Here is a 16,914-nt window from a genome sequence, read left to right on the forward strand (position 1 = left end):
CCTCCGGCATTTCCAAACGCCCGTAAATTACGAATCCTGAGCGGCGACGTCGATTTCAAGTTGCATCTGGTCATAGCCAGGCTGAACGTGATCAGGCGTTTCGCGCATGACTGTGTCGTAATCAAGTGGCGTGTGCATATGCGTCAGCACGGCGCGTCTGGGCTGGAGCTTTTCGATCCAGCCGAGCGCCTGTTCCAGCGAGAGATGGCTTGGGTGATATGTGTACTGCAGCGTATCGATGATCAGCAGATCTAGCCCCAGAAGCTTCGCGACAGAGTGTGGCGGAAAATCGCTGACATCCGTGCAGTAGGCGACATCGCCGATACGAAAACCGAGCGAATGCGTGTCGCCATGCTGCTGCATATGCGGCATGAAATGAATGGTTCCGCCTGCCCCGCTGATTGCAATTGGCGTGTCCAGATCGACAATCAGGTGGCCATCGATGATGGGCGGGTAATTGCTGCCTGGCGGCGTTTCCAGACAATAGGGAAATCCATCTCGAATACGCTGCATCGTGACGGTGTCTGCGTAGATGGGAACGCGTTTTCTGGTGGAGATGAAATAGCCGCGAAGGTCATCAATGCCGTGCAAATGGTCTGCATGGGCATGGGTGTAAAGCACGGCATCAATGTTCGACACTTTCGCCGCTACCATCTGGGCGCGGAGATCGGGCCCGGTGTCTATGATAACGGTGGTAACGCCGCCATCGGGCGCAATCTGTTCGACCATGAGGGCGGCACGACTGCGTTGGTTTTTCGGGTTTTTCGGGTCGCAAGCTCCCCAGTCACCGTTGATCCGCGGCACGCCGGGAGACGAACCGCAACCAAGTATCGTAAACCGACGCCGAAAGCCTGCCACAGCCTACACCTTTGTCATTTTCGGAAAGCAGCGAAAGGCGTTTTCTGTCGTGATCTTCGCCATCTCATCAAAGCTGATGCCATGGACCTCAGCCAGAACTTCCGCCGTGTTGACAACGTAGGACGGTTCGTTGCGCTTTCCGCGCCAGCGTTTCGGCGCAAGATAAGGCGCGTCCGTTTCCACCAGCAAACGATCCAATGGCACTGTCGCGGCAATATCGCGGATATCCTGCGACTTGGGAAATGTCAGAATGCCCGAGAATGAGACATATCCACCGAGTTCCACACCAACTTTCGCCAATTCCGGTCCGGCGGAAAAGCAATGCAGAATGAAGGGAAATGCCCCCTTCCCGCTTTCCTCACGCAAGATCTCGATCATGTCATCATCGGCACTGCGGCTGTGAATGACAAGCGGAAGCTGCGTCACTCTCGCAGCCTCGATGTGACGTCGCAGGCCGGTTTTCTGATCCTCCGGCTTTTGCGTGTCGTAGAAGTAATCGAGACCCGCCTCGCCGATTGCAACAATCTTGTCGTGGCTGTTGGCCAGCCGCACCAGATCGTCGGTCGTAATGTCGAGTTCTTCATCCGCATTGTTGGGATGCGTACCGACAGAGCAGAAAACAGACGGATATTTTTCCGCGATCTTCAAAAGCTCCGGTAGCCGCGCCACGCGGGTGGAGATCGTTACCATTTGTGCGACGCCTGATGCGTGAGCGCGCGCAATGAGATCGTCGCGCTCTTCATCGAAATCGGCAAAGTCCAGATGGCAATGGGTATCAATCAGCATGTTCAGTTCAAACCTCTGGCGCCACATAGCGCGGGAAGACCGGCTTCGGCGCTTCGAGCGGTGTACCCGGAACAAGGCGTCCCGCTTCACCCAATGCTGCAAAGTCACGCTTTTCAGCCGGTGCGGCAACCAGATCAAGCAGCTTTTCACAGGACCCTGGCATGAACGGCTGGAGCAGGATGCCGATCTGGCGAACCACTTCCGCAGTTACGTAAAGCACCGTGCCCATCCGTTCTGGATCGGTCTTTTTCAACGCCCAAGGCTCCTGGCCGGCAAAATAGCGGTCCGTTTCTGAAATGACGGCAATGATCGCGGCAAGCGCCTTATGGATCATCTGCTTGCCCATTTCATCGCGGCAAGTAGCCTGCAACGCATCTGCGGCGGCAAGCATGGCCTTGTCTTCATCGGTAAAGGCGCCGGGCGTCGGAATCTGGCCGTCACAATTCTTGACGATCATGGACAACGAACGGCTGGCGAGGTTGCCAATACCATTGGCAAGATCGGCATTGATACGGGTGGCAATGCCTTCTTCACTGTAGCTGCCGTCCTGACCGAATGAGACTTCGCGCAGGAAGAAATAGCGCACGGGATCCAGCCCGAAATGGTTCACCAGATCAACAGGATCGACGACGTTGCCGACGGACTTCGACATCTTCTCACCCTTATTGAGAAGGAAGCCGTGGGCAAAGACGCGCTTGGGCAGCGGCAGACCGGCGCTCATCAGGAAGGCTGGCCAATAGACCGCGTGGAAGCGGATAATGTCCTTGCCGATAATGTGCGCATCAGCAGGCCAATATTTGGCACGGGGGCCATTCTTGTCTTCAATGTATCCAGTTGCGGTGATGTAGTTGGTCAACGCATCGACCCAGACATACATCACATGCTTTGGGTCATCGGGCACCTTGATGCCCCAATCGAATGTCGTGCGCGAAATCGAAAGGTCCTTGAGACCCGATTTAACGAAGGAAATGACTTCGTTGCGGCGCTCGGAAGGGCCGATAAAGTCCGGCTGCTCCTCGTAGAGCTTCAGAAGCTTGTCTTCATATTCAGACAACTTGAAGAAGTAGCTCTCTTCCTCAACCCATTCAACAGGCGTGCCCTGTGGTCCGTAGCGAACGCCATCGGCACGCACTTCCGTCTCGTCTTCGGCGTAATAGGCTTCGTCGCGGACGGAATACCAGCCCGCATAGCTATCCTTATAGATATCGCCGCTTGCTTCCATCAGCTTCCAGATGTTCCGCGACGTCTCATGGTGTCGCTCTTCCGTGGTGCGGATGAAATCGTCATTGGACGCATTGAGCAGCTTGCCCATGGCGCGGAACTGATCAGAATTGCGCTGCGCCAGCTCTTCTGGCGAAATACCTTCGGCGCGGGCGGTCTGCTGCATCTTCTGGCCGTGCTCGTCGGTCCCCGTCAGGAAGAAGACGTCCTTTCCATCCAGGCGCTGGAAACGTGCCATGGCATCCGTCGCGATAAGCTCGTAGGCATGGCCGATATGCGGCTTGCCATTGGGATAGGAAATCGCGGTTGTGATGTAGAAAGGTGTCTTGTCTGTCATGACGCTCAATCGGTTCTAGGGTCTGTTTTTGAGATAGTCCGCTCTTAGCCTATTGTTCGCACAAGCGAAAGCAAAAGCCTTAGAAATTGTGCGGTATCAAACCGAGCGCATGTCTTCCAGAATGGACAGCACCATCTGTTTCTTGTCGAGATTATAAGCCTGCGCGACCGTGATGCGCTCTGTGAGTGTTGATGACAGGCGCGCATGTCGCTCGGCAGCCGCCAGATCACCCGCCATGGCCGCCGCCCGCGCCCGGTCCATCAGGGCTTCCGTGGCATGCTCCATAAAGAAACCAAGAACGATATCACCGTCCTTTTGCGCCAGAACATCAGCCAGTTTGTGCATCTGCCTGCGCGCGGCTGGCCCCGTTGCCACCATCACTTCGCTGAAGACATCAACAATATCGGAGCCGCCGTAATTCAACAGCTTCAAGGCCTGCGAAACGCTGCCTTTTGAGGCTTCGAGAAGCTTATCGCGCTTTTCGGCAGACATTGTCGGGCCAAGATGCTGTAGCGCCTGCTCCATATCGTCGCTCTGCAATGGCATCAGACGGAGCGGCATGCAGCGGGAGCGGATGGTGGGCAAAAGCTTCCCCGGCGCGTGGGACAGAACGAGGAAAAGAGCGCGCTTGGGCGGCTCTTCCAGTATCTTCAAAATGGCGTTGGCCGCATTGCGGTTGAGATCGTCCGCCGGGTCGATAATGACAATACGCCAGTTGCCGGTGCCTGAGGTCTGCGAGAAGAAATGCCCTGCCCTGCGCACCTCATCAACGGTAATGGCGGACTTCACCTTGCCCGTCTTTTCATCGACCGGGCGCGTGAGATGCAGCAGATTGTGGGACGCACCAGAAGATATCTGACGGCTGACCATAGAGCCAGCGTCAGGATCGGCAAGGTGCTCGGGCGCCAGTAATGGATCTGGATGAGACAGCACGTGGTTGGCAAACCGGAATGCCAGTGTAGCCTTGCCAATCCCTTCCGGTCCCTCGATTAGAACCGCATGGTGACCTTTGCCAGAGCGGTAGGATTGCGCAAGAAATTGCTCCGCTTCATCGTGGCCGAATAATTTCGTATTCTCCTGGGGCGGAATTGCGCCATCCAGAACGCCCTGAGCGTCACTCATTCCGCAACGTCCGATCTAACAATTTTGCTCGCCAGAAGCGGCTCCACCAGCGCCCAAACGTCCTCAGTCACCTTTTCCTTGGGCTGTTCGGCATTGACGGTGCGGCAACGTCGGGGTTCATTGAGAGCGATATCGAGATAGGCCTCCCGGCGCTTCTCATGCGTCTCCAACTCTTCCTTCTCGAAGCGATCCGGCGTTGCGCCTTCATCTGCCCGCTTGCGGGCGCGGGCAAGACCAGCCGCGGCTGGAATGTCGAAGATCAACGTCATGTCGGGCATCGTGCCGTCTATGGCAATGCGCTGAAGTGTTTCGATAAATTCCAGCTCCAGATTGCCTGTAGCACCCTGATAGACCCGGGACGAATCGAGGAAGCGATCACACAACACGACAGAACCACGCTGCAAAGCGGGTCGGATCACCTCTTCAACATGGTCGTTGCGGGCCGCCGCAAACAGCATCGCTTCCATACGCACGCCGAACGGTTCCGCCGCGCCAGAAAGCAGAACGTGCCGGACCGCTTCGGCACCTGGCGATCCGCCAGGCTCGCGCGTCACGACAACATCCAGACCCCGTGCGCGTAAGGTTTCAGCGAGAATATTGATCTGAGTCGATTTCCCAGCACCCTCGCCGCCTTCAAAGCTGATGAACAATCCGGTGTTTTCGGGCAATTTCTCTTCCTGACTTCAGCAGTTCCGCCTGCTCGAGTTTAACCCATATAGAACTGTCGGCAAACCGGGCAAGTCACAGCCAAAAGAAAAGCAGTTCCTTCAGCGCACCGGCGGCGTTCTGGGTCAACGTCCCCTCTGTCACCGCAGCTGTGGTGTAAAGGGGCACTTCGCGAAGCAGCTTCTCGCCGGAGAAAATCTTCAACGTCGCCGCCTTTTGGCCGGCCTCAAAAGGTGCGTTCATGGGCCAGTTGTAGACGATACGCCCGGAAAGCCGGTCTGGGTTGTTGAGAGGCACCAGCACGCTCACCGGCTCGTGCACGGCAAGGTCAACAGCGCTCGATGCGCCGCCATAAACGCTGATATTCCCGACGGTTTCGTCCTTTTGAAACAGATTGCGCTTCTGAAAGGCCGTCAGCCCCCACTCCACCACCCGGCGAACTTCTTCCTGCCGTGTCTTGTCGTCAGGCATCCCTGCCAATGTCAGATAGATACGGCGGCCATCCCGTTCAGCCGAGACCAGCGCTGAAAATCCGTGGCCCTCCGCAAAGCCCAGACCCATGCCATCGATACCGTTGCCAAGAAGCGCGTTCTTGTTGCGCTGGAATATCCGGTTCCATTCGAAGTCCGGTTTGCTGAACAGGCTGTACCGATCCGTATAGGTGTCGTGAATATGCTTGCCCAGAACCACCATGTCGCGCGCGGTTGTCTTGCTGACCTGATCTGGTAGCCCGGTGGAATTGGCAAAGGAACTGCCCGTCATCCCCAAAGCCCCAGCTCGCTCGCTCATGCGCTTGGCAAATGCGGCATCCGACCCGGCCATGCCTTCTGCGATGACAAGGCAACCGTCATTGGCGTTCTGGACGATGACGCCAGTCAGCAGATCATTGATTCCGACGGAGGATTTAAGCGCTGCGAACATTGTGGATGCGCGGGACGGCGCGCCGCCTGTGCGCCAGGCATATTCGGACACCGGGTAGCTGGTCTCCGCGCTAATCTGACCTTTGGTCAGCGCGTCCATCACCACCTCAACCGTCATCAACTTGGCGAGAGATGCAGGCGCGAACTGTGCATTTTCATTGATGGCCAGCAGGACTGTGCCGGTTTCGGCATCAATCATATAAGCCTGCTGCGCTTTCAAGACCAGACTGTTACTGGCTTGGGCATGCACGCCTGAAGTGCTTGCACCGAGAAGCGTTGCAACAACCATAACGGTGCGAATGGATAGGTTCAGTATATCGCGCATCAACACGCCAGCCCGTTGTCTTGCATTAACAATGCCTGCGCACTCTGAAGAATATGATAACCGCGCCTGACAGTTGTCACGCACTCATCGGCATAAGGGATGCCTCAGCTCGGGATAGAGATCAACGACCTCTACCCTGCCTGCTTACGAAATCGAGAATGGACTGTTCGTTCAGGTTGCCCTTGTTAACGAGGACCTTGTCAAAGGCGCTTGCTGCCTTGGAAACTGCTTTTGTCTCTTCGGAGTAGGCAGAGGCGAAACGAGCCGAAGGCGTCGGTGCACGCAGGTAGTTGCCCTCTGGGCGCTCTATCAGGAACGGTCCAATTTCAGGAAGCACGACGAATTGCTCGCTCGCGCCCTGTCCCATCACAGGTGCCGGACCATTGACCAGCGGCATGGCCTGCAATGCCTGACTTTTCTTTGAGCCGACCAGTGCTGTCTGAGCCGAGCCGCCATAGGCGGGGCTCTGTGGAATTGGAATATTGGTTGCCGAAGCAGACGCGACCATCACACCGCTTGCAATCTGGCCTTCAGGATTGATGCCCGGATTGCGTGAGCCTTTTGGCGAATATGACGCCATTAGGAAAGGCATATCGTGACCGTCCAGCGGCGCGCGCCCAACATATTGAACGCGGACATTGGCTGTTCCGGTGGCCTTCATATCAAGCAGGTCGGCGGTCTTGCTGGAAACGTCGATCAGACGACCCTCGTGGAACGGGCCACGGTCATTGACGCGAACGACGACGGAAGAGCCGTTATTCAGATTGGTAACGCGTGCATAGCTAGGCAGCGGAAACGTTGGGTGGGCGGCAGAAAGGTGTTCCTTGTCATAGGCCTCACCATTGGCCGTCAAGCGGCCGTGGAAGGCCGAGCCGTACCATGACGCAAGACCTGATTTGTCGTAGTTCTGGTCTTCCTTAGGAAAATAGCGACGACCTTTGACGGTATAGGCATTACCTACGAGGAAGCGCCCGCCGCCCTTCGGAACATTCGCACCATCCGCAACCCGTGGGCTGGCCTTCACGCCATATTCGGATTCGGAAAAATATTCCTTGCTGCGCTTTGGCTTCGGCTTCGCATTGGTGTCCGACGTCGTGGAACAGGATGCGGTCGCCGCGCATAGAACGGCAATGCCGAGCCACTTGGCGCTCACTCCGGCTTTCATAACAGCAGATTTCAAATCCATGCCCCGCGTTATTATGGGCCGCCTCCGCAGCAACCCCTCTATACCTCGATCGTCATGCCCTCTGACATCGAAGTACCTAACAGCCCCCTAATCTTGCCCCTAACATGGCGAAAATGCGAATGCCGATAACGATTTCACTAAAATTGTAATTAACGTGGTTAACCAAAGGCTAACGCAGGCATCGTCGCGACGATGCAGAAATGCCTCCTGTGACGGATTGACGAGCGGAGGCAAACCGATATAAAGCCACCCATAAGACGGATGGGTGTCCGAGTGGTTTAAGGAACCGGTCTTGAAAACCGGCGTGCGTGAGAGCGTACCGTGGGTTCGAATCCCACCCCATCTGCCAGTCTTGCAAGTGACTTTTGTGTAAAACCATCAACGAAATACAGCTCTCAAGGCCGTATTTGTAGCTTGTTTACTGCAGTCCAACTGCAAGTGCATAAATCCCGTTATATGTTGTAATGAAGCATTGGCGACATATGCCAGTGCCATTATAAGGTCCGAGAACGACGATTCTTGAAAGGCCTATCTATGTGGATGGAAGTGACAGCGGTCAGCAACAATCAGAAGTTTGCGATCAATTTTGACCATGTTACGCAGATTTCCCCCCTGTCCCAAGGCACGCTGATTATGCGCGCGGGAAATGAACGCGTTCAGGTGATGGAAAGCTATGACTACATCGTCGCTCGCCTTCACGCGGCCGCGACGAAGTAATTCAGACGCCTGCGAAAACGGCGATCAGTGCGGCGAGTGCCGGGACCGCCTGAATGAAAAGAATCTTTTTGCTTGCAGTAGCAGCGCCGAAGAAGCCAGCCACGAGAATGCAGCCCAAAAAGAAAATCGCAACGCTTCTTTGCCCGTCGCCCTGCGACAGTGCGAAGATCAATCCAGCCGCCAGAAATCCATTATAGAGCCCCTGATTGGCGGCGAGAACTTTGCTGGCCTCTGCAAATTCCGGTGAAAGCCTGAATGCTCGGCGTCCTGCCGGTTTGGTCCAAAGCACCATCTGCAGAACGAGAATGTAGGCGTGTAAAGCAGCGATCAAAACAATCAGAATATTAGCAATCAATTTTGGCCTCCCCCATAGGTTTAGCCTCCTCGATAGCATTGAAGCCCCGGGTGGCGGAAGCAGCTTCAATGCTTCCGCGCCGGATATGGTTTACGGCTTCAACAGAACTTTCCCAGCTTTGCCAGGTGTCAGCGACGCTTTGACAGCAGCCGAGATGTCCGCAAGATCGTAAATGCCGTCTACCGGCAGCGTGATGGTCTTGTTGTCAACGAGCGTAATCAGTTCGCCCATCAGTCGGCGTCTGTCGTCGGGAGAAAGGGCAGCGATTGCCTTTGATCCCCAGAAGCCTTTGATGGTCAGCTGCTTGAAGATAACTGGACCGGATGAAATTTGCATGGGCTCGCCCGTCATTGAGCCGAAGGAAACGAGCAATCCATCATCACTAAGAAGTTCGGCAATGTCATTGCTGGCAACGCCCCCGATGGAATCCACACCAGCGCGAATCGGCTGATCTCCAGCCAGTGCGCGCACCTTTTGCTTCCAGTCGTCTGCGGCGGTCGAGACACCGTTAACGATGCCCAACGCCGCAAGTTCTTCAACACCCTCATCACGACGTACAAGGTTTATCGCATGAATGCCCCGCGCCTGCGCCACCATCGCAACGGCCTTGCCCACTGCGCCATTGGCGGTGTTTTGCACGAACCAGTCATTCGGCTTCACGCCCATATATTCCAGCAACGTCAGTGCGCTGAACGGCATGGCGATCAACTGCGCTGCGGCTTCGTCTGAAATCGAATCAGGCACAGGGACGACGCCGGACGCTGGTGCGACAAAATACTCGGCCCACGAACCATGAACGCCTGCGGCGGCCACCCTTTTTCCAAGCAATGAGGCGTCTGCCCCTTCGCCCAGTGCCTCGACTATGCCGACAGCCTCACTGCCACCAATTGCACCAGGCAAAGGCGGCTTATATCCATAATTGCCGCGCACTGTCCAAATGTCGTGATTATGGATGGGTGACAAAAGCATGCGAATGCGAAGCTCTCCCTTGCCCGGCTGGGGAACTGGAGCATCTCCAAGTTTTAGCACGTCCTGCGGATCGCCAAAAACGTCGTGCATTGCGCTGCGCATATAAAAATCCTTCTATTAGACAAACTACGCGCCAGCCTTGGCGAGCACTGTGGCATTGCTGTGAAGCGGAGGCGAAATACATCCAAAAAACGAAAAGCCGACCAACTGGCCGGCTCTTGCGTCACTAAAAATCTATCAACCTTACTGGCAGACGCGGAGGCTCTCCATGTGCCAGCCGCCGTCATAGGCGTTCCGGACCTGCCTGTCTTCGAACCAGCAGCGTGGCGGAGGCGGTGGTGGTGGCTCGACATAACGCGGGCCGTTACCGCCTGCCAAAGCACCACCGATGATTCCGCCCAGAACACCAGCAGCGATGCCGCCAGCAATGATGCGGCCATTATCACGGTCCCGATGCTTGCGAGGAGGATCGCGATAAGGGCGGGGCGGCGGGCCACGGCGGTCGTATCGAGGACCACCATCATAATAACGGGGCCCACCATCGTAATATTGTGCGGATGCGGTTTGCGCGCTTGTCAGAACTGCGCCACTGGCGATGATTGCAGCGAGTGCTGTGAGAACAATCTTTTTCATTGCAGGCTTCTCCATGTGAGCCGAACCGTTCCCGGGTGTCGTCTCAATATTATCTGAAAATGACATGGCAGTGATGAACAAGTGCTGAATGGATAAATATTCTGAATTCATATGGCTCCCGCATACGCAGGCGTACCGTTAGCCAGCACACTGACCTTTCGCGCTATACGGGATGCAGCTATGGGGTGATTGCTTCCTCCACGGGAGGAGCTCCCAAGTCCTGAAAGCCAATCAGGCATTACTTGGCCCCGCCTTTTGGTGGGGCTTTTTTTCTGTCCATGGTGAGCTAGTGTAGCATTGCGTTTGCCGCTCTTAGCGGGAGATCTCAACAGGCATGACTTCAACTTCAACAGCATGCCCGGAATGGCTGTCGCGTGGATACTGGTTGAAAAGATCTTCGAAAAGCTCAATCACGGCCGCAGGCATGTTGCGCGAAAACTCATCGAACAAATCATTCGCCCGGTCCCAGGCGTAGATAGCCAGAAGCGTGAGAACGAGTAGAAGAAGCCAGGGCCAGATTGGCTTGCGGCGGGAATGCCTCTCACCGTTCTTGTCAATCATATCGGACATGGGGCTTCTCCCGGTGAACGCTCAGCGTCTTCCATACCGCGGCTCACCGCCAGGGGCATAAGCAGCTTTCTGCGAAAATCGAAAGATATTGCCGCATTGGGCGCAGCGTATCATATATTCGGATGGATTGCCCGAAGGCCGCTCCGCGCGAAAGCCTGCAGGCATTTCATCAATGCGAAAATCGACATTCGGATTCTGCTTCTCATCTATTTCAGACACTTCAGCAAAGCCGGAGTGGCCACACTTTGAGCATTCGAGTTTGCGGGAATATCGGTCGCGCGAAGCCATGGAGAATCCTTTGTTTCGCGACAGGTAGCAATGCAGCGACGGCAGTTCAATACTCTCCGCGCTCCCTCCCAGCCTTCCGCAGGCTTAGGCCAAGATAGATGTCACCTCATCGCAACGCCCGATGCTGTGCCGCTCTCGATCACGAGCCGCATTTTATCAGGTTAAGTTACCATTCATAAACCACTTGGTAACGCCATCGCACTAGTGTTGCGAGATGAAATGTCTGGCGGGGCGTGTCGGACGGAACAGTGGCATGCGATTAAAGAGTTCAACCGTGTTCAAAAATGTATCTGAGTTATTTGGTAAGACGGTCAAGGCTGGGTCATTCGTGAAGGTTTTCATGTTTGCGATAGCTATGGCAACAGCAACAACTGCGACCACGCAGGTCGCGAAAGCTGATCCCAAATATGCAGGCATCGTTCTTGATGCCAAAACAGGCAAGGTTCTGTACGGCGAAGATCCAGATGGCCTGCGTTATCCAGCATCATTGACGAAGATGATGACCCTTTATCTGACGTTCGAGGCGCTGAGCGCCGGTCGGATTTCGCTTGATTCCAAGGTGCCGGTTTCTGCCAATGCAGCCAAGGAACCGCCGTCCAAGCTGGGCGTGCGTGCAGGTGGCAGCGTCACAGTCGAGCAGGCGATTCTCGCTCTCGTCACCCGCTCTGCAAATGATATTGCCACGGCACTCGGCGAGTATCTTGGCGGCAACGAAGAGCGTTTCGGTCGAATCATGACGGCAAAAGCTCGTGCCCTTGGCATGACGCGCACCACATATCGCAATGCCAATGGCCTGCCCAATACAGCGCAGATGACAACGGCACGCGACCAGGCTCGCCTCAGCGTCGCTCTTCGCCAGCACTTCCCACAATATTACAGCTACTTCAGCACCCGCACATTCACCTTCGGCAAGCAGGTCATCGGAAACCACAACCGCCTCGTCGGTACCGTTCGTGGCGTCGATGGCATCAAGACCGGCTACACCCGCGCTGCTGGCAGCAACCTTGCAACATCTGCGCAGCTGGACGGACGCTCTATCGTTGCGGTCGTACTGGGTGGTCGCTCAAGCGCCGCCCGTGATGCGACAATGCGCAAGCTGGTTGCCGAATACCTGCCAAAGGCTTCCCGCTCCGGCACCAGCAACCTGATTGCAGCAACGCCTTCAGCACCTATTGAAGAGCCCGTTTCTGTCGCAACCGCAAACACAGCTTCCGGCCTTCCAAACGCTGGCCCGCTTCCGCAGGCACGTTACGCAGATGAAACACCTGTGACGGCATTCGCACCAGCACCTGCAAATGCAGCCGTTGCAGCCATGGACATGGCAACGCGTGCCAAGACACCTGCCCGCCCAGCTCCACCTGTGGATATGAGGCCTGATCGTTCGCTGGTTACGAACTCGACCAAGGTCGACAACATCGTGACAGCCTCGACCACCCCTGTTCCGGCTGTTTCCGGTGATGCTGGCTGGGTCATTCAGATTGGTGCGTCTCCAGACGAAGGCTCTGCGCGCAACCTGCTTCAGGCCGCGCAGGACAAGGGCGGCAGCCTGCTTCGTAGCGCAAAGCCATTCACCGTGGCCTTCACGAAGGATGGTTCACAGATGTACCGCGCGCGCTTCGGCGGCTTCGATGGCCAGAATGATGCGGTCAATGCATGCAACACATTGAAAAAGAAAGGCATCAGCTGCTGGGCGTCTCTCCAGTAAGCAGCAGATGGTATCAGCGACCGGTGATGTCATGACGAACGAGATTACCGGTTCCACTCCTCGAATTGTATTGAGTAACGAGGGTTTCCAAATGGCAATCAACGAAAACTATTCGGACATTGCGGCAGGCAAAGGCAGACAGCAAAGTCTTTCCGTGCTGCATCCAATCCACGAGGCGGCAATGCGAATTGCCGATCTCGGCCTCAACAAATCGCGTCACAAGACCCGCGATCTTGTTAACCTGCTCCTTTGCCACGGCGCCCGCGCCTGGCGCAGTAACCAGCCGGAAGCAAAGATCCATCTTCACATCATGTCTAAATCTGGCCGCGGTGCGATTCATCTGCGTTTGAGATAAGACTTCCATGACAAACAAAAGCCCTGCGAAACGATGTTTCGCAGGGCTTTTTTGTATCTTATGTCAGAGATGAGTTGCGGCGAGCCCAAACAAAGGCGCGCCGCAGCTTCTTATGCGCCCTCGCCGTCACCTTCAGGTGCTGCGGCTGCTTCGGTCTCAATGCCATCAACCTCGGCCTCGCCATCATCTTCACCTTCAGGCTCATTGATGCGTTCGACGGAAACAACCTTCTCATCCTTGGCAGTTGAGAAGATGGTCACGCCCTTGGTCGCGCGGCTTGCAAAGCGAATGCCGTTGACTGGCACACGGATCAGCTGACCTCCATCGGAGACAAGCATGATCTGGTCGCTATCATCAACAGGGAAGGCTGCAACGAGTTCACCGATCTCGGCTGTCTTGGACGTGTCGGTGGCACGAATGCCCTTACCGCCACGGCCCGACGTGCGGAAGTCATAGGAAGAAGACCGCTTGCCAAATCCCTTTTCGGAAACAGTCAGAACGAACTGCTCTTTCGACTTCAGGAACTGATAGCGCTCTTCGGTCAGATGACCTTCTTCGGTCACCTCTTCACCAACAAGCGCGATTTCTTCAACATCGGTTTCGCCGGTCAGTGCACGGCGCTCAGCAGCGGCACGCTTGAGATAAGCTGCACGCTCCCATGGCTCGGCATTGACGTGGCTGACGATCGTCATCGAAATGATGCGGTCGCCCTCGCCCATGTTGATACCACGAACGCCAACCGAGTTACGGCCTGCAAAGACGCGAACATCATCGACCGGGAAGCGGATGCACTGCCCGAGCGCAGTTGTCAGCAGAACGTCGTCGCCGACAACCTCGCCAAGAGCGTCGGGACCTGTGCACGTCTCGACGGAGAGGATTTCGTCACCCTCTTCATCCAGCTTCATCGCAATCTTACCATTGCGGTTGACCTGCACGAAATCAGACAGCTTGTTACGGCGCACCGTTCCACGCGTGGTGGAGAACATCACGTCCAGTGTGTCCCACGTTGTCTCGTCTTCGGGCAACGGCATGATGGTCGTAATACGCTCGCCGGGTTCCAGCGGCAGCATGTTGATGAGCGCTTTGCCCTTGGACTGTGGTGTGCCGATTGGCAAGCGCCATACTTTTTCCTTGTACACGATACCACGTGACGAGAAGAACAGAACAGGCGTGTGCGTATTGGCAACAAACAAGCGGTTGACGAAATCTGCATCACGGGTCGCCATGCCGGACCGGCCTTTGCCACCGCGGCGCTGCGCCTTGTAAGTCGTCAAAGGTACGCGCTTGATATAACCAAGGTGCGAAACAGTAACGACCATGTCTTCACGGGCGATGAGGTCTTCATCGTCCATGTCAGGGCCACCTTCCACGATGACGCTTCGGCGTGGTGTGCCGAATTCGTCGCGTACCGCCGCAAGCTCGTCCTTGACGATCTGCTGGATACGAATGCGGGAAGACAGAATATCAAGATATTCGCTGATCTCAGCGCCGATCTTGTTCAACTCATCGCTGATTTCATCGCGACCCAGCGCAGTCAGGCGCGCAAGACGCAGCTCAAGAATGGCGCGTGCCTGCTCTTCCGAAAGGTTGTAGGTCAGGTCTTCGTTGATGCGGTGGCGCGGATCGTCGATCAGAAGGATCAGGCTTTCCACGTCCGATGCTGGCCAACGGCGCGTCATCAACTGTTCGCGGGCCGTTGCTGGATCTGGTGCCTGACGGATGACGCGGATGACTTCATCGATATTGGCAACCGCAATCGCCAGACCGACCAGCACATGGGCGCGATCACGCGCCTTGCGCAGAAGATACTTTGTGCGGCGGCTGACGACTTCCTCGCGGAAGGATACGAAAGCGCGCAGCATATCCAGAAGCGTCATCTGCTCCGGCTTGCCGCCGTTCAGCGCAACCATGTTGCAGCCGAAAGAGGTCTGCAGAGGCGTGTAGCGGTAAAGCTGGTTCAAAATGACTTCAGCATTGGCATCGCGCTTCAGCTCGACAACAACGCGGTAGCCCTGACGGTCGGACTCGTCGCGAAGGTCGGAAATACCTTCGATACGCTTGTCCTTGACCAGTTCGGCCATCTTCTCAATCATCGACGACTTGTTCACCTGGAAGGGAACTTCGGTGATGATGATCTGCTCACGGTCTCCACGCATCGGCTCGATGGTGGCGCGTCCGCGCATGATCACGGAGCCGCGACCGGTCTCATAGGCCGAACGGATTCCGGAGCGGCCGAGAATGAACGCACCTGTTGGGAAGTCAGGGCCCGGGATGATCTGCATCAATTCTGGCAGTTCGATTTCCGGGTTGTCGATCAGCGCGATAGAACCATCGATGACTTCGGACAGGTTGTGCGGCGGAATGTTGGTGGCCATGCCGACCGCGATGCCGCCCGCGCCGTTGACCAGCAAGTTGGGAAATCTCGCGGGCATGACGACCGGCTCAGACAGTGTGCCGTCATAGTTATCGCGGAAATCGACTGTTTCCTTGTCCAGATCGTCGAGGATCGAGTGAGCGGCCTTCTGCAAGCGGCACTCGGTGTAGCGTTCAGCCGCTGGCGGATCGCCATCGATGGAGCCGAAGTTGCCCTGGCCGTCGATCAATGGCAGTCGCAGGGACCAATCCTGCGCCATGCGCGCCAAAGCGTCGTAAATCGCCGAGTTGCCATGCGGGTGGTATTTACCCATCACGTCACCGGTGACGCGGGCGCATTTGACGTATTTCTTGTTCCAGTCGATGCCGAGTTCGGACATGCCGTAAAGGATACGGCGATGAACGGGCTTCAGTCCGTCACGAACGTCTGGAAGTGCACGGCTGACGATAACGCTCATGGCGTAATCGAGATACGACCGCTGCATTTCCTCCATGATGGAAATAGGCTCAATACCTGGCGGAAGCTTTCCGCCGCCTGGGGGGCTCTGGTCAGTCAAATCGGATCACATTCTATGTTAAGAATCGGATGGATTTTTATAGCGGAAACAGCGCTAAAGCGCCAATTTCCAGCCGGGTTATGAACAGTCTTTTACGTCATTTGCAAGACGATGCACAGTTTTCTCCCTACCATCAAGGAAATCTCTGTTCTGAGGGTTTTAAACGCGCCAAGACTTACCTACCATTGCGACACATCGATCCTGAAACGGGCCACAATCCCGCAATTCAAGGGCGCCAGACGGGGATATCATGGCAAGCACCGAACTTCTCATCAATGCGTTGACGACAATGCTCGTCACGCTGGATCCTCCGGGGCTCGCTCCGGTGTTTCTTGCCCTCACAGTTGGCATGACACGGGCGCAACGCGGCCAGGTGGCTCTCAGAGGCTCGATCATCGCCTTTGCCATCCTTGCCGCATTTGCGCTGTTCGGAGCATCCATTCTAGAGCTTCTGGGCATTTCACTCGGCGCCTTCCGCATCTCTGGCGGCTTGCTGCTGTTCTGGATCTCGTTTGAAATGATCTTCGAGAAGCGTCAGGAGCGTAAGGAAAAGACGTCGGAAATGGCGATCACGCTGGACCACATCCAGAACATCGCGGTGTTCCCGCTCGCAATACCCCTCATCGCCGGTCCGGGCGCCATATCTGCCACGGTGTTGATATCCGGCTCCATGCAGACGACCTTCGACAAGATCATCTTCATTCTGCTTCTGGCCTTCAGCATGCTGCTGGTGTTCCTGGCGCTACTGGCTGCTGACCGTCTGGATCGCTTCTTGGGCAACACCGGGCGCGCCATCCTCACCCGCCTGCTCGGCGTGCTTCTGGCTGCGCTTTCAGTTCAGTTCGTGGTGGACGGCGTGAAATCCGTGATAGCGTCCTGATACAACATCCAAGCAGGCCGAGATTTCGCGCGGATGCTTTCTGCTCCTGAAGCGCCGCACGCAATCAGTCGCGCGGGCCACGATGAGCCAT

General features: G+C 56.1%; 16 protein-coding genes and 1 tRNA gene. 5 read left to right on the forward strand and 12 right to left on the reverse strand.

The window, feature by feature from the left end; translation table 11 throughout:
• Positions 1 to 27: 27 nt before the first annotated feature.
• From RQI55_RS05215 to RQI55_RS05245, 7 genes are all read right to left on the reverse strand, one after another.
• Positions 28 to 858: an MBL fold metallo-hydrolase gene (locus tag RQI55_RS05215; RefSeq protein WP_243255990.1), complete on the reverse strand. Its 831-nt coding sequence runs from the start codon at positions 856 to 858 to the stop codon at positions 28 to 30.
• Between the two features lie 3 nt (positions 859 to 861).
• Positions 862 to 1,644, reverse strand: coding sequence for a TatD family hydrolase (locus tag RQI55_RS05220; RefSeq protein ID WP_243255993.1), 783 nt, complete (start codon positions 1,642 to 1,644; stop codon positions 862 to 864).
• A 7-nt stretch (positions 1,645 to 1,651) separates the two neighbouring features.
• Positions 1,652 to 3,202 carry a methionine--tRNA ligase gene (gene metG, locus RQI55_RS05225; RefSeq protein ID WP_311272085.1) on the reverse strand — a complete coding sequence of 517 codons (1,551 nt, stop codon included), beginning with the start codon at positions 3,200 to 3,202 and terminating at the stop codon, positions 1,652 to 1,654.
• A 96-nt stretch (positions 3,203 to 3,298) separates the two neighbouring features.
• Entirely contained in the window at positions 3,299 to 4,324 is a 1,026-nt protein-coding gene (locus tag RQI55_RS05230) for a DNA polymerase III subunit delta' (protein ID WP_243255995.1), read from the reverse strand.
• Positions 4,321 to 4,992, reverse strand: coding sequence for a dTMP kinase (tmk, locus tag RQI55_RS05235; RefSeq protein ID WP_243255996.1), 672 nt, complete (start codon positions 4,990 to 4,992; stop codon positions 4,321 to 4,323). Before tmk ends, RQI55_RS05230 begins: the two co-directional genes overlap by 4 nt.
• 73 nt (positions 4,993 to 5,065) lie before the next feature.
• The gene (locus RQI55_RS05240) at positions 5,066 to 6,235 is read right to left on the reverse strand and encodes a D-alanyl-D-alanine carboxypeptidase family protein (RefSeq protein WP_243255997.1); all 1,170 of its coding nucleotides are present in this window, start codon (positions 6,233 to 6,235) and stop codon (positions 5,066 to 5,068) included.
• Between the two features lie 121 nt (positions 6,236 to 6,356).
• Positions 6,357 to 7,421: a septal ring lytic transglycosylase RlpA family protein gene (locus RQI55_RS05245; RefSeq protein WP_409233684.1), complete on the reverse strand. Its 1,065-nt coding sequence runs from the start codon at positions 7,419 to 7,421 to the stop codon at positions 6,357 to 6,359.
• Between the two features lie 259 nt (positions 7,422 to 7,680).
• Between RQI55_RS05245 and RQI55_RS05250 the strand changes: the two genes are divergently transcribed.
• A tRNA-Ser gene (locus RQI55_RS05250) sits at positions 7,681 to 7,770 on the forward strand.
• Positions 7,771 to 7,940: 170 nt separating this feature from the next.
• Positions 7,941 to 8,138: a hypothetical protein gene (locus tag RQI55_RS05255; protein ID WP_311272084.1), complete on the forward strand. Its 198-nt coding sequence runs from the start codon at positions 7,941 to 7,943 to the stop codon at positions 8,136 to 8,138.
• A 1-nt stretch (position 8,139) separates the two neighbouring features.
• Here the strand turns inward: RQI55_RS05255 and RQI55_RS05260 are convergent, their stop codons facing one another.
• From RQI55_RS05260 to RQI55_RS05275, 4 genes are all read right to left on the reverse strand, one after another.
• The gene (locus RQI55_RS05260; protein ID WP_243256961.1) at positions 8,140 to 8,493 is read right to left on the reverse strand and encodes a DUF1304 domain-containing protein; all 354 of its coding nucleotides are present in this window, start codon (positions 8,491 to 8,493) and stop codon (positions 8,140 to 8,142) included.
• 90 nt (positions 8,494 to 8,583) lie between these two features.
• Complete coding sequence (locus RQI55_RS05265) at positions 8,584 to 9,564, reverse strand: zinc-binding dehydrogenase (RefSeq protein ID WP_243256064.1); 981 nt, start codon at positions 9,562 to 9,564, stop codon at positions 8,584 to 8,586.
• A 141-nt stretch (positions 9,565 to 9,705) separates the two neighbouring features.
• On the reverse strand, positions 9,706 to 10,095 hold the full coding sequence (locus RQI55_RS05270; RefSeq protein WP_042619763.1) for a hypothetical protein: 390 nt from the start codon (positions 10,093 to 10,095) through the stop codon (positions 9,706 to 9,708).
• A gap of 312 nt (positions 10,096 to 10,407) precedes the next feature.
• A complete protein-coding gene (locus RQI55_RS05275) occupies positions 10,408 to 10,665 on the reverse strand; it encodes a hypothetical protein (RefSeq protein WP_192066674.1) in 258 nt (85 codons plus the stop codon).
• Between the two features lie 628 nt (positions 10,666 to 11,293).
• Here RQI55_RS05275 and RQI55_RS05285 point away from each other — a divergent pair.
• Both RQI55_RS05285 and RQI55_RS05290 read left to right on the forward strand, forming a co-directional pair.
• On the forward strand, positions 11,294 to 12,658 hold the full coding sequence (locus RQI55_RS05285; RefSeq protein ID WP_409233685.1) for a D-alanyl-D-alanine carboxypeptidase: 1,365 nt from the start codon (positions 11,294 to 11,296) through the stop codon (positions 12,656 to 12,658).
• Between the two features lie 91 nt (positions 12,659 to 12,749).
• Complete coding sequence (locus RQI55_RS05290; protein WP_042619527.1) at positions 12,750 to 13,013, forward strand: hypothetical protein; 264 nt, start codon at positions 12,750 to 12,752, stop codon at positions 13,011 to 13,013.
• A gap of 110 nt (positions 13,014 to 13,123) precedes the next feature.
• Here RQI55_RS05290 and gyrA read toward each other — a convergent pair whose 3' ends face one another.
• Positions 13,124 to 15,943, reverse strand: coding sequence for a DNA gyrase subunit A (gyrA, locus tag RQI55_RS05295; RefSeq protein WP_192066354.1), 2,820 nt, complete (start codon positions 15,941 to 15,943; stop codon positions 13,124 to 13,126).
• A gap of 250 nt (positions 15,944 to 16,193) precedes the next feature.
• On the opposite strand from gyrA, the gene RQI55_RS05300 reads away from it, so the two are divergent.
• Positions 16,194 to 16,823 carry a MarC family protein gene (locus tag RQI55_RS05300; protein ID WP_042619529.1) on the forward strand — a complete coding sequence of 210 codons (630 nt, stop codon included), beginning with the start codon at positions 16,194 to 16,196 and terminating at the stop codon, positions 16,821 to 16,823.
• Positions 16,824 to 16,914: the final 91 nt, after the last annotated feature.

This window comes from Rhizobium sp. WCS2018Hpa-16, from assembly GCF_031843705.1.
Classification (GTDB): domain Bacteria; phylum Pseudomonadota; class Alphaproteobacteria; order Rhizobiales; family Rhizobiaceae; genus Agrobacterium; species Agrobacterium tumefaciens_C.